Raw genomic sequence first — 13,839 nt, 5'->3', positions numbered from 1 at the left:
CAAAGTTTAGGAAAAAAAAGATTGTATTCGGTTGGATATCTTTAATATAAGGAAATTAGTCTGTGAGGAAAAATTTTTTTTAACACTATGATTAAATGAGAAAAAGAAGGTTGTGATTTATGGTGACTTTGAATTTTGTTAAAAAATATTGGTTTCTTGAATTTTAGGTGTGGAAATGCTAAATTAATAGTTGTTTTTAGGAAAGTTCATAAAATCAAATGCTTACCAATATGCTAAACATTGCTTTATTCGGTCCTCCTGGCGCAGGAAAAGGGACACAATCCGAATTCTTGATTAAAAAATACAACCTGTTCTATATTTCAACGGGAGATCTTTTGAGAAAAGAAATTAAGGAAAGGAGTAAATTAGGCTTGGAAGCCCAAAGTATAATCGCTTCTGGAGGCTTGGTTTCCGATGAAATTATTGTACAGATTATTGAAAAAACCATTACCGAGAATCCGGATGCAAATGGATTCTTGTTCGATGGATTTCCCAGAACTTACATTCAGACCTATATTTTGGAAGGTTTGATGATAAAATTAAACACCTCTTTAAATTGCTTGATAAGTTTGGAAGTGGAAGAAGAAATATCGGTTTCAAGATTATTAAATAGAGGTAAAACTTCAGGACGATCAGACGATAATGAAGCTGTGATCAGAAACCGGTTAAGAGAGTATAGGGATAAAACTTTACCAATTCTTCAGTTTTATAAAGACAAAGGGATCTATCATGGAATTAATGGAAACCAATCCATTGATAAAGTAAATCTGGAAATACAGAAAGTAATTAATGAAGAACTAGCCAAGAGTTTGTACAATGTTGTGTTGTTTGGATATCCGGGATCAGGAAGAGGATCACAGGGGATAGCCTTGGCCAAAGAGTTTGGTTTGGAATATGTTGCTACCGGACAAATGTTGGATTATGAAATTAAAAGTGGTTCTGAAATTGGCAAGCACATTATTCAACTGTATGAGAATGGAGAGTTGGTGCCAGATGAAATTGTTGTTCAATTGATTGAAAAGAAAATAGAAAGCTCTAACGGGGTGAAAGGATTTATTTTTAAAGGCTTTCCAAGAACCCTGGTGCAATCCTATATTTTGGATGGCTTGTTAAAAAAACACAATTCGTCGATTAGTAAAATTATAGAAATTGAGGTACCAACACTTGAATTAATTAACAGGTTAGATGCCAGAAGCAAAACGGATAGATGCATGCCTTACGATACCGAAACCTCAAAAATTGTGAAGCGATTACAAGAACATGAGCACAAAACGGTTCCCGTGATTGAGAAATACAATCAACTTCATGGAGTGATGAAGGTTAATGGAGTGGGAGAGTTTGATGAGGTTTTTGATCGGATTGCAAATGAAATTAAGGATGATATTCAATAACTCTAATAATCCTGAATGATGAGTGATAAAAAATGCGATTGCGAAAAAAAGAGTCCAAAAGTTGTATTTGCCTGTTCTGGAGCTGCAGACGTTGGCGAATTAACCGATTTGGTTGCTAGAAAAATGAACAAGAACAAACTTGCACAAATGAAATGTTTGGCTTTTGTTGGTGCAGGAATCCCTAAAATGATTGATTCGGTGAAGAATTCGGACTGTTTGGTAATTGATGGTTGTAATTTAGATTGTGGGAAACTAACAATGGAGCGCAATGGTCTGCTAAACTTTACCCATTTGCGTTTGAGTGATTTAGGTTATGTGAAAGGAAGTTCACCCACCGAAGAACACCGAATTAATGCCATTTATAAAGTTGCCGCTGATTTGTAGTAGGATAAAAACTCCCGAAGAAATATGATTCTTGGGAGTTTTTATTTGGATTTAACTATTCATATCGCAATGCCTCTACAGGATCTTTTCTAGTAGCCAACCATGCTTGCCAACTGATGGTTGCCATTGCCAGTATCATGGCAGCTGCACCGGAAATAATAAAGATATACCATTCAATTGTCGTACGATATGCAAAGGCTTCCAGCCAGTTGTTCATGATATACCATGCAATTGGACTGGCTATAACAATGGCAAACAACATCCATTTTAAAATGTCCTTGTTTAGCATGTGCAGAATGCTAAAATCGCTTGCGCCTAAAACTTTTCTTACACCAATCTCTTTGGTTCTCTGCTCGGTTGTAAATGAGCTCAATCCCAATAAGCCCAAACATGTAATCAGAATGGATAGAATGGAAAATATGGAGAAAAGCTGCATGGTATTGTTCTCGTTTTTATGGAGACTGGCAAATTGGTCATCCATAAAAAAGTAATCCAAAGGAGATTCTGCTGCTTGTTTGCTCCAGTTGTATTTTAACAGGTCAAGCACCTCTTTCTTCTGTCCTTTTCGGTATTTAATTGCAAGATATGATTGCGGTAATCCTTCAGGATGTAAAAATACCAGGGGACCTATTTTCATGTGCAGAGATACATAATGGAAATCTTTTACCACACCAATAATGGTTTTTTTTCCCATATGTGTTTTAACAACTGTTCCAATAGGATTGCTTAAGTTCATATCTTTCACCAATGCTTCATTTACCACCAAACCATCTTTGTCAGAAGGTCGATCTTTAGAGAAATATCTCCCAACTGTCATCTTCATGCCCATTGTTTTTGCAAAATCAAAATCTGCTGTCGTATATCTGGTTGAATATGGATTTTGATCATCACCAGTGGTTTTCCACATGGAGAAACCATCGTAAAAACCTCCTGGAATATTGTTGGTTAAAGAGGCATCAATCACATTGCTGTTTTTAAGGAATTCTTCTTTGAAGGCTTCCTTTGAACTAAGGCTTTGTACATTTCTAACGATTAAAAGATCTTCTTTATCGAATCCCAAATCCTTTTGTTTGATAAAATCCATTTGTTGATAGGCAATTAAGGTACTAACAAATAGAAATATGGTAATGCAGAACTGGAAGCTTACCAGAGTTTGACGAAGAGGTGATTTGCCTTTACCCGATTTCAATTCCCCTTTTAATACTTTGGCAGGATCGAATTTTGATAGGTAGAAAGCAGAATAACTACCTGCAAATAATCCTGTAAACAATGCAATTCCAAGGAAAAGTAGAATCAGTACAGGAGTTGAGTAATAGAGTTTGCCCAATTGTTTGTCAAGTAGGGAGTTTATCACCGGAATCATTAGTTCCACCAGTAAAAGTGCAACCAGTAATGCTACAAAGCTTAAAAGTATCGATTCGGACAAGAATTGCATGATCAATCTTTTTCTGCTTGATCCTAAACTTTTTCGAACGCCAATTTCCTTTGCTCTTTGTACTGATTTTGCCGTGCTCAGGTTGGTGAAATTGATACAGGCAATCAGTAATATCAGAATTGAACTGAACAGGAATATGTACACATTGTTGATATCTCCATTCTTTTCCAACTCATATATCGAAGTGGAGTGTAGGTGGATATCAGCTAAAGGCATGGCAAACATTCGGTAATAATCGCCATTGGATTCCAACTCTTTTAGACTCATGTTTCTGATACTCTTCAATTCCGGTTCAATATATTTTTTTACCAAGCCCGGTACTTTTTTCATAAAAGCGTCTCCGTTTGCCTTTTTATCTAAAAGAACATAGGTGTAGGCTCCATCGTTATAATGACTGGTTACTTCATTTTTAAAACTGGTTTTGAAAGAGGTTAAAAAATGGAAATGAAAGTGTGAATTGTAAGGCAAATCTTTTGCTACAGCCGATATTGTGTAAGCCTGATCTTTACCGAAATCTTCCATTTTAACCTGTTTGCCAATTACATCAATTGTTCCAAAATATTTTAACGCGGTCTTTTCAGAAATGATTACCTGATAAGGATTTACAAGTGTTTGTTCTCCATTTCCTTTCAGGATTTGAAGGTCAAAAATTTTGATGATAGAAGGATCGGTCCAATAAAAATTCTTCTCTGTAAAACCTTTCTCTTCCGATTTAATTACAGTTGGTTCAATGAGATCAACAATTCTGCAGGCATCAATTACTTCCGGAAAATCCTCAATTAAGGTTGCAGCCAAAACAGGTGACGAAGTTGGATGAGTCAACTCGAATTCGTTCATTTTAATTGAGGTGTTCATCCTGTAAATTCGACTGTGATTTTTGTTGTGCTTGTCGTAACTGTATTCGTCTATAACATATAATGATAGCACAATGCAACCAGCTAAACCAATGGCCAGTCCAAATAAATTTATAAAGGAGTATATTTTATTTCTCCAGAGGTTTCTAAAGGCAATTTTAAGGTTATTCCAGATCATCTTTATAGTTGTTGATGGTTAGTATTTAGTTTGATTTTGTACATTATTACCCTATTCGTAGCGTAATGATTCAACAGGATTTTGATTGGCTGCTTTCCAGCTTTGAACTGAAACTGTTAGTAGTGCAAACAGAGTAGTAATAATTCCGGAAACAAGAAATGGAAGTACTCCTATTTGAACTTTATAGGCAAAATTTTCGAGCCAAACATGCATGATAAACCATACAGGAGGAATTGAGATAACAAAGGCAATCAATAACCATTTGGCATAAGTTGAAAATAGCAAACGAATGATTTGTTGGATACTTGCTCCTGCTACTTTTCGAATTCCAATTTCTTTAGTTCTTCGTTGAATTATGAATAAGGTTAATGCATACAATCCAAGTAGAGCAAGAAGAATTGACAAAATTGAAGAGGAAATGGCTAAGGATTCTTCCTGTTCTTCCTTTTGATAGCGGTTGCGACAAATATCATCGATCAACTCATAGTTTATGGCTCTTCCTTCATCAAATTGAGTAATGGTCCTTTTTATATCATCTAACACACTTGAATATTGATGATGTTTTGCTTTAATCAGGATGTTGTCAACTCTTTTGGAATAACTGAACATTAATGGTTGTATTTCTTCTGACATGGAAGCATAATGGAAATCTTTAACGACTCCTTTAATGGAATATATGGTATCATGAAAAATAACATCTTTACCAACTGCATCTTTAATATTTAATAGTTCTAAAGCTTTTTCGTTTAGAATTATGCTTTTTTCATCAGCTTTACTAAAATCATCAAAAGCACTTCCTGCAATAAATTGTATACCTAAAAGTTCAAAATAGCCAGGAGCAACACGATATTCATTTATCAACTTGGTTGCTTCGTCGCTGGTATTAGCCATTTTTAAACCCTGTCCGCTACAGCCACCTCCAGGTAAATGCGAACTTGCACTAACATCTGCGATATTCGGATTGTTTAGAAGCTCTTGTTTAATTGACTCGTATGATTTGGCCTGTTTTCCACTCAGATTGTTAATGGCAATTACTTTATCAGGTTCAAATCCTAAATCGCTCTCTTTCATGAATTTGATTTGCATTTGAACTATAATAACGGATGCAATTAGTACCATAGATATGGTAAATTGAAATACTACCAATGCTTGTGATAACTTGTTAGTTTTATGATTTGACTTGGTATTTCCTTTGATAATGCTCGCAGGTGAATATTTACTGATAATAAAAGAAGGGTACAAACCTGAAAGTATTCCTACTAATATGGCAAGTAGTGGTATTCCCAAGTATAGGATTGGATTACCAAAATAGTCAATACTCAAGTTTCTGTTCATTAAATCTGAAAAGAAGGGCAATAGGATTTCTGAAATAATAATTCCAAGTAAAATGGCAAAAAGTACCATTATAAGAGTTAAAACAAGAATTCTTTTTATCACACCAAAGCGCGTTGCACCAATGGCTTTTTGTAAGCCGATTTCACTTAGTTTGCTATCATATTGAACAACAAGAATATTAATGAAGTTGATAATTGCAATTACCAAGATTAATGCTGCAAGGATAATTTGAATGTAAATAGAATTGATTTTACCTTGTGGTTTTAGGTGCGTTTCATAATTTGATTTTAGATGGATATCAGTTAGTTTTTGAGTAAGCGATTCTACCTTAAGATTGTAAGCTCCAAATCGATCATTTAATTTTTTGTTATATAATCGATTGATTTTATCAAGTGCCTTTTGTGTGTTTGTTTCTGTTTTTAATAAAGTATAACATAAATATTCCAGGGATTTCATGTTATCCATATACTCTGAAGCTGTAAATGGAATAAGTACGTCAAAATCGTAATGAGAAGTAAGAGGAATGTCTTCTACTACAGAAGAAATGGTAAATGTTTTTCCCATACTCTCAAACTCTTTACCAACAGCATCAGTTGTATTGAATAATTTTTTTGCAGTACTCCTATTTATTACTGCACTGTTTGGAGTCGAAAATAGCTTATTTGGATTAGCGGAAGAAAGCTTTTCTAAAGTAAAAACTTTGTGAAAATTAGTGTCAACATACAAGGCTTGAATCCCTCTAAATTTTTTATTAGCTATTTTAAGATTTAGATAATTCAAATTATAAATCTCAGTGACTTCCGCAATTTCTGGAATATGTCGGGCAAAATTATCTTCTGTTAAGCGAAGGCAATTTGGTAGAATTTCTTCCTTTTCTTCTTGTATAACTTTGGTTAATATTCTGAATATTCTATCATGTTTCTCATTGTGTTTATCATAGCTTAATTCGTGCTGAACGTAGATAGAAATTAATAGTACAGCTGCCATGCCTATTGCTAAACCGACAATGTTAATTGTTGAATTTAATTTTTCATTCAACAAGCCTCTAAAGGATAATTTTATATTGTGCCAAAGCATATTGTAAAGTTTGTTTGGATTAAAAGTAAGAATTATAATTCTTCTTTGATAAGTTCTTTCGCATCCTGCTTCTGTTTGTTTTCAGAAACTACTTTGCCGTCAAACAAATGAATGACTCTATCAGCATATTCAGAATCTCTTACCGAGTGAGTTACCATTACAACGGTGGTTCCTGAGTGATTTAGTTCCTTTAGTAATTCCATAACCTCAGTACCATTGCTTGAATCAAGATTCCCTGTAGGCTCATCTGCTAATATTAATTTTGGACTGGTAACTACAGCTCTTGCAATGGCAACACGTTGCTGTTGTCCGCCCGATAATTGCTGGGGATAATGTTTGGCTCTATGCGAAATATTCATTCTCTCAAGAACTTCGTTCACTTTGGCTTTTCTTTTTGATGTTGTCAACCCCATATAGATCAGAGGAAGCTCAACATTTTCAAAAACGGTTAATTCATCAATTAGGTTGAAACTCTGGAAAATAAAACCAATATTGCCTTTTCTGAAATGGGTTCTTTGCTTTTCTGATTTTTTAGTAACGTCAGTATTGTTAAAAATGTAGTTTCCATTGCTGGGATTATCTAATAATCCGATAATATTTAAAAGGGTTGATTTACCACATCCCGATGGTCCCATAATGGCTGCAAACTCTCCTCTCTCAATATGAAGGTTAACATCATGTAATGCTGAGGTTTCTACTTCTTCAGTTCTAAAAACTTTGCAAAGGTCTTTTGTAATTATCATTATTTTCAATTTAAAGGTTCGCTTTTGTAATGCCAATTGGCGTGCCAAATAAAATCGCATCAGAAAATCAAACAGTTAGTGTTTTGGTAAAATATTTTGTGTTGGAATTTCCAACACCTCATGTTGTGAATTACAACAATCTGTTAACTTTGAAAATAAAACCAATCGATACATTTTTTTATGCCACAAAAAGGACGACTTCTAATTGTAGATGATAATGAAGAGTTGCTGTTTGCTTTTCAACTATTTTTAAAATCACACTTTGAATCGATTGATACCATAAAGAATCCTAATGTTCTTGTATCAAAACTAAGAGAGAAGGAATATGATGTTATCCTGCTGGATATGAATTTTAAAGCAGGAATCAATTCCGGAAACGAAGGACTTTATTGGTTAAAGCAAATCCTGGATTTTGATAAAAATGCCTGTGTAGTATTTATTACAGCATATGGAGATATCGAATTGGCAGTGAGAGCTATGAAGGAGGGTGCTGTTGATTTTGTGCAAAAGTCCTGGGATGAGAAGCATATTCTATCAACACTTTTGGCTGCTTATCAACTTCGTTGTTCTAAAATGGAAATAAAGAGTTTGAAGTCGAAGCAGAAGAGGTTAAATCAGGAAATCAACAAAAATAAAAGTTTTGTAATCGGAAAATCTGCCAGAATGAAGGAGGTTTTTCACACAGTGGACAAAGTTGCTGCTACCGATGCCAATGTTCTGATTACAGGAGAGAATGGAACAGGGAAGGAGGTAGTTGCACGTGAAGTTCATTTGCGTTCGAGCAGGAGTGATCAAATTTTTGTTCATGTTGATTTGGGTGCAATTACGGAATCATTGTTCGAAAGTGAATTGTTTGGACACAAGAAAGGAGCTTTTACAGATGCTAAAGAAGACCGAATGGGAAGATTTGAGCTGGCATCAGGAGGAACCTTGTTTTTAGATGAAATTGGAAATGTACCCTTGCATTTACAGACGAAGTTGTTGACTGTGATTCAACGAAAGGAAGTAATTCCTGTAGGCGGTAGTACTCCTGTACAAATTGATGTTAGAATTGTTGCAGCAACCAATTGCAACTTGCATAAAATGGTTGCCGATGGATTGTTTAGAGAGGACTTGCTGTATCGTATAAATACCATATCGTTAGAATTGCCATCATTAAAAGAACGATCGGAAGATATAGCAGAGTTGTCGCAATTTTACCTGGAAAAATTTACAAAACAATATGCTAAGGAAAGCATGCAGTTGAATAAATCTGCCATAGTAAAGCTGGAGAAACATGCATGGCCAGGAAATATTAGAGAGTTGCAACATATTATTGAGAAGACTGTAATCTTAAATGATTCGGCAAAGCTGAATGCTGAGGACATAATGATTGGGGAATCGCTTAAAAAAACTGAAGTAATGCCTGATAGTTTTAACCTAATAGAAAATGAACGGGTGTTGATTAAAAAAGCCATTCAATTTACAGGAGGAAATATGAGTATGGCTGCAAAAGAGTTAGGAATTAATCGTTCAACTTTGTACGACAAAATCAAAAAGTATGATTTATAGGCGATTCTATATTGGTATAATAATACAGGTGATTTTAATATCGCTTACCCCAGTGTTGTTTTTATATGTTCATTCGAAAGAATATATGGTAGTTACAACCTACAGCTTGGCTGTGCTCTGGGTGTTGCAAATTGTTTATTTATTGCACTATGTGAATAAAACCAATAGAGATTTGTCTCGTTTTTTTGATGCTTTTCAATATCAGGATTCAACTTTGGTTTTTAATGAGCAAAAAAAGGATAAAGCCTTTAAGAATTTGCATCAAAGTTTTAATCACATCATTAATGCCTTTGGTAAAGTTAAAATAGAAAAGGAAAAGGATTTTATCTTTTTTCAACATACTCTGGAATTGGTTGGGATAGGACTTCTTGCTTTTGATACAGAAGGGAATGTGAAGTTGTGTAATTCAGCATTTAAGGAGTTGTTTTTGGTGGAGGATTTTTCGAATATATCCGAATTGGAATGTATCGATCAAGAGTTTCCTAATTTTTTGAGAAGAACAAAATCAGGCAAGCAAAAGTTGAGGAATTATCTGGTTAAAAACAGAATTTTAAAGTTGGCAGTTAAAGCTACAAGTTTTAGGCTGGAAGATGAGCAGTTGAAAGTAGTTGCTTTTCAGGATATTAAAAATGCAGTTGATAAGGGAGAAATGGATGCCATGCACAAGTTGATTCGTGTCTTTGCACATGAAATTACCAATTCGGTTAGTCCAATTTCTATGTTATCTGGTAGTTTGATCGAGTTGTATCAGAACAAGGAGGAAAAATCAAACGATGGTTGGTTTGATGAGGGAACGATTTCCAATACCATTATGGGCTTGACAACCATTAGAAAACGAAGCAAGGGACTTTTGGCTTTTGTTGATGAATACAAAAATTTAACTCATTTGCCTAAACCAAATTTTGAGTTGGTGTCAATTGAGAAACTTTTCATGCAAATTGAAACCCTGTTTAAAGAAGAATTTAAAGCTGAGCAGATAGCTTTTGAATATCAACTTCAAAATAAGGATCAGGAATTAATTGCCGATGAAAAATTGATTACTCAGGTGTTGATTAATTTGGTTCGAAACTCGATTGATGCACTAAAAGAAACAGAAAATAAAACTTTGTCCATTTCCACAGGAGAGGCAAATCCTATTAACTTCATCATTATTCGAGATAATGGAGCAGGAATTCCAGAAGATGTAATTGACAATGTTTTTACTCCATTTTTTACCACCAAGGAAAAAGGTTCAGGTATTGGATTAAACTTGTCGAGACAGATCATGAGATTGCATAGTGGTACCATTGCCGTTCGTTCCAAGCCCAATTGCCTTACTGAATTTACCTTGCAGTTTTGATTGAACTTGCTTAATGAGAACAGTGGAAGAATAGACTCTACATCCTTAAGCTAATAGAGTATCTATCCTTATGCTAATGCAGTGTCTATCCTTATGCTAATGTACAATCCATAGTTAGGCTAATAGAATGTGAGGTATTGTAAATACCCCGCACTATAGTATCTCATTGTCTGCAGATATTTGTAACTTGAGGATATATGATGCAGATCAAATCCCCATTCGAGATAACCAAATTATTACTTTCTACGAATCCGGCAGAAAGGGAGAGAGGTTACAATGCCTTTCTGGGGAGAACGCATTGGGTAAAAGGAAATACCACGGCAAATTTGTGCAAGTTGGCAAGTGTGCAGTTTCAATTGAAACCTGAGCATATTAAAATTTTACCACCTAAAATTATGAATCCAAAAGTATTGTGGGCCAGTCAGGTGCGTTTAGAACAAGAAAAACTACACATGGTTGATGCAGCTCATGATTATATTGCTGAACAGGGAGAGGAGTTTCCTCCTATTATTGTTTGGGATTTGTATCAGGAAAAAAGAATACGTTACATTGTTCACGATGGGCATCATCGATCCTGGTATTTTAATAATAAAAATCAGAATGTGGAGGCGGTAATACTACAACCAATGGAGAATTATCGATCTGTTGAGAAATGTCTTACTCTTGCATTTAATATTCGCAGACTGGCCATTAATTTACCAATATTTTAATCGAACTCTGGAAAAAAGCTGGAATCATCCAGCTTTATAATTTTGTCTTATATCATCTAAATTTATCCTTGCTATTTTCTTATCCAGTGTTTGATGTAAGTCTATTAATTTGTTACAAGGATATTCATTACATTCAGCACAGGTGTCATATAGTTTTTGTCTTGCACATTCTCTTACCGCACACTCGGCACAATGGCGAAATTTTTTACCCCAAGGTTCATGACATCCTTTGCAAGTAATTTCGCAAGCTTCGTATTTGTAATCTTCATCAGACCACAATTTGGCAATTCTAACCTTTACCTTCTCTTGTTGCCTTTGGGTGGCAACATACGCTGGACAAGTTGAGCAGTTAACTCCACAATAGGCAATCCGATCTTTGTCTTGAATTCTGTTCATTGGTCGCTGGGTTTTATTATATGATACGAAAGCATGCCGTTATGATTGCTGTAATGCATCATGAATTGTTTAAATATAACCAAGAAAATCAGAGTTTTCAAGATGTTTTATAATACAAAAAAATCCTCGAGAAAAGAGCTCCGAGGATCATTTTTGGCACGAATTTTTTTATTCTTTTTCTGGCTTAACTTTACAAGTGTTAATTCCCAATAAAGTATATGGTGGACAATTACCAATTACACTTGTAAGAAACATTACGCAGGCAAAAATGAAAACAATTAAGCCTTTAGTTCCGGTAATGATGTCTGTAAAATAAAGAATCGCAAGAGTTATTGATACGATTACTCGTAAGATACGATCTAAAGTTCCCATATTTTTCTTCATGATAGTTTATTTTTCTATGTATGTTTTAAATTTCGATAATCCCTTTTCAAAATCAGGACCAATGGCTTTATCCATATCCATAAAAACCATCATAATTGTACTCGGAAAAGTGTTTTCGCCTTTAAAGCCCCAAGTTACTTCTGTTCCTTCGGCAACAGGTTTAATTTCAAAAAAGCCAGTACTTGTCGATTTCCATGGTTTCAAAAACCTCAGTTCGGTTTCGATATAAGAATTTGGTTCAATTTTTTTAATTTCTTGCTCTCCTTCACCTACATCCTTATTTCCTGTCCAATGTGTATATGAACCAATTGAGCCATCAGTACCATTATAAGTTATTTTCATCTCAGGATCCTTTTCGGACCAAGGAGACCAAATTTGCTGTTCTTTTAACGAACACAGACTTTTGAAAACTGTATCAATCTTTTTTGAAACAACAATTTTTCTATCAACTTGATAAGTTTTTGGAGCGGTAAAATGGAGAATTCCGATAATAAGTGCAAGAACTCCAATAATGTAAAGTAAGATTTTCATAGGGGGGTATTTTGATGATTAAGTTTAAATATAAGAAGAAAGAAAGAATAAGAAAAAAAATAATGAGATTAAGGATCGAGTTATCAGTGTGTTATATCTTATGTTGTAATATTTTTGAAAAAAAACTTCATTTTGAGGGTTACCTTTTGGGAAAAAGGAGAATATATGGGTGTATATCAAATTTACAAAGCATTTGACAATGTAAAACAACCATTTGGTGTAAATGTTTTTGTAACTAACCATTTAATCACTAATTAAAATTTAATTTTTATGAAGATTTTTTTTAATTCTATGAAAGCCATGCTTTTGTTAGCACTAATGGGTGCTGTAGTAACATCCTGTGACAATTCCCTAGAGGATGAAATGTTAAATGAATCCCCTGAGGTAACTTCAATGGTAAAATCAGATTTTTCTGACGTTAAAGGTGGTAAAAGCACCTATGTTGTTCAGTTTAATGATGATGTTGTTTTGAAGAGCGAATTAAAAGGATTAAAAGGCTACGAAAAGAAAGCGATTCGTATGAAGTCTCATGTAGCTAAATTCCTTAAAGGTAATGGAATCTCAGAAGAAAATGTTGAACATACTTACAGTACTGCAATCCAAGGTTTCTCAGTAAAGCTAAATGAAAATCAGGTAGCAAAATTATTACTTGATCCAAGAGTAAAGCGTGTTGAGAAGGATATTCAGATCTCATTGGGAAAACCAGGAGGTGGAAGTACACAACCTGCACAAGAAACCCCTTGGGGAATTACACGTGTGGGCGGTGCTGGCGATGGTACTGGAAAAACTGCTTGGATTATTGATTCTGGTATTGATATGGATCACCCAGACTTGAACGTTGATGTTGCAAGAAGTAAGACTTTCATTACTCAAGGTAAAACTACTCCAGATGATCAGCATGGACATGGTACACACGTAGCAGGTACAGTTGCTGCTTTGAATAATTCTATAGGTGTAGTTGGAGTTGCTCCTAATGCTAAAGTTGTTTCTTGTCGTGTTCTTGACAGAAGAGGTAATGGTAATATGTCTTGGTCAATGGCTGCATTGGATTATATTGCTGCTGAAGGTCAGCCTGGCGATGCTGTTAATATGAGTTTAGGACCAAAATCTCGTTATACTTACGATGCTTACGATGAGACTGTAAAGTCTGTTGCTGATTTGGGAATTTTGATTTCAATTGCTGCAGGTAACTCATCTGATGATGCTTTATATTATTCTCCAGCTAGAGCTAATCATCCAAATGTTTATACTGTATCAGCTTCTGATATCAATGATAATTTTGCTTCATTCTCAAATTATGGAACACCTGTTGATGTTTGTGCTCCTGGCGTAAATATTAAGTCATGCTATTTGGATGGAGGATATGGTACTATGAGTGGAACTTCAATGGCTGCGCCTCATGTTTGTGGTTTATTGTTATTGGGTCCTATCCATACCGATGGATATGTGAATAATGATCCTGACGGTGATGCAGATCCTATTGCCCACAGATAGATTTTTTTCATAAATTTTGGGAGGCTGTCAGTTGGAC

12 protein-coding genes are annotated in these 13,839 nt (G+C 34.8%); 6 read left to right on the top strand and 6 right to left on the bottom strand.

The window, feature by feature from the left end; genetic code table 11:
• Positions 1-230 precede the first annotated feature (230 nt).
• Both M0051_RS01130 and M0051_RS01125 read left to right on the top strand, forming a co-directional pair.
• Positions 231-1,391: an adenylate kinase gene (locus M0051_RS01130; RefSeq protein ID WP_306739710.1), complete on the top strand. Its 1,161-nt coding sequence runs from the start codon at positions 231-233 to the stop codon at positions 1,389-1,391.
• Between the two features lie 18 nt (positions 1,392-1,409).
• Positions 1,410-1,775 carry a putative zinc-binding protein gene (locus M0051_RS01125; RefSeq protein ID WP_306739709.1) on the top strand — a complete coding sequence of 122 codons (366 nt, stop codon included), beginning with the start codon at positions 1,410-1,412 and terminating at the stop codon, positions 1,773-1,775.
• Positions 1,776-1,830: 55 nt separating this feature from the next.
• Here the strand turns inward: M0051_RS01125 and M0051_RS01120 are convergent, their stop codons facing one another.
• The 3 genes from M0051_RS01120 to M0051_RS01110 are packed head-to-tail and all read right to left on the bottom strand — an operon-like array spanning position 1,831 to position 7,397.
• The gene (locus M0051_RS01120; protein WP_306739708.1) at positions 1,831-4,242 is read right to left on the bottom strand and encodes an ABC transporter permease; all 2,412 of its coding nucleotides are present in this window, start codon (positions 4,240-4,242) and stop codon (positions 1,831-1,833) included.
• Positions 4,243-4,293: 51 nt separating this feature from the next.
• A complete protein-coding gene (locus M0051_RS01115) occupies positions 4,294-6,654 on the bottom strand; it encodes an ABC transporter permease (RefSeq protein ID WP_306739707.1) in 2,361 nt (786 codons plus the stop codon).
• Between the two features lie 32 nt (positions 6,655-6,686).
• On the bottom strand, positions 6,687-7,397 hold the full coding sequence (locus M0051_RS01110) for an ABC transporter ATP-binding protein (RefSeq protein ID WP_306739706.1): 711 nt from the start codon (positions 7,395-7,397) through the stop codon (positions 6,687-6,689).
• A gap of 180 nt (positions 7,398-7,577) precedes the next feature.
• Here M0051_RS01110 and M0051_RS01105 point away from each other — a divergent pair, with 180 nt between their 5' ends.
• From M0051_RS01105 to M0051_RS01095, 3 genes are all read left to right on the top strand, one after another.
• The gene (locus tag M0051_RS01105; protein ID WP_306739705.1) at positions 7,578-8,948 is read left to right on the top strand and encodes a sigma-54 dependent transcriptional regulator; all 1,371 of its coding nucleotides are present in this window, start codon (positions 7,578-7,580) and stop codon (positions 8,946-8,948) included.
• The gene (locus M0051_RS01100; RefSeq protein WP_306739704.1) at positions 8,938-10,287 is read left to right on the top strand and encodes a PAS domain-containing sensor histidine kinase; all 1,350 of its coding nucleotides are present in this window, start codon (positions 8,938-8,940) and stop codon (positions 10,285-10,287) included. Before M0051_RS01105 ends, M0051_RS01100 begins: the two co-directional genes overlap by 11 nt.
• A gap of 197 nt (positions 10,288-10,484) precedes the next feature.
• Positions 10,485-10,997, top strand: coding sequence for a hypothetical protein (locus M0051_RS01095; RefSeq protein WP_306739703.1), 513 nt, complete (start codon positions 10,485-10,487; stop codon positions 10,995-10,997).
• Between the two features lie 24 nt (positions 10,998-11,021).
• Here M0051_RS01095 and M0051_RS01090 read toward each other — a convergent pair whose 3' ends face one another.
• From M0051_RS01090 to M0051_RS01080, 3 genes are all read right to left on the bottom strand, one after another.
• Positions 11,022-11,393: a DUF3795 domain-containing protein gene (locus M0051_RS01090; protein ID WP_306739702.1), complete on the bottom strand. Its 372-nt coding sequence runs from the start codon at positions 11,391-11,393 to the stop codon at positions 11,022-11,024.
• 168 nt (positions 11,394-11,561) lie between these two features.
• Positions 11,562-11,777: a DUF2892 domain-containing protein gene (locus tag M0051_RS01085; RefSeq protein ID WP_306739701.1), complete on the bottom strand. Its 216-nt coding sequence runs from the start codon at positions 11,775-11,777 to the stop codon at positions 11,562-11,564.
• A gap of 6 nt (positions 11,778-11,783) precedes the next feature.
• The gene (locus M0051_RS01080) at positions 11,784-12,308 is read right to left on the bottom strand and encodes an SRPBCC family protein (RefSeq protein WP_306739700.1); all 525 of its coding nucleotides are present in this window, start codon (positions 12,306-12,308) and stop codon (positions 11,784-11,786) included.
• 270 nt (positions 12,309-12,578) lie between these two features.
• Here M0051_RS01080 and M0051_RS01075 point away from each other — a divergent pair, with 270 nt between their 5' ends.
• Complete coding sequence (locus tag M0051_RS01075; RefSeq protein WP_306739699.1) at positions 12,579-13,802, top strand: S8 family serine peptidase; 1,224 nt, start codon at positions 12,579-12,581, stop codon at positions 13,800-13,802.
• Positions 13,803-13,839: the final 37 nt, after the last annotated feature.

The sequence above is a fragment of the Marinifilum sp. D714 genome (assembly GCF_030851345.1).
Lineage (GTDB): Bacteria > Bacteroidota > Bacteroidia > Bacteroidales > Marinifilaceae > Marinifilum.
Note: the sequence above shows the minus strand (reverse complement) of the source record. Positions and strands in the feature narration are given on the sequence as shown.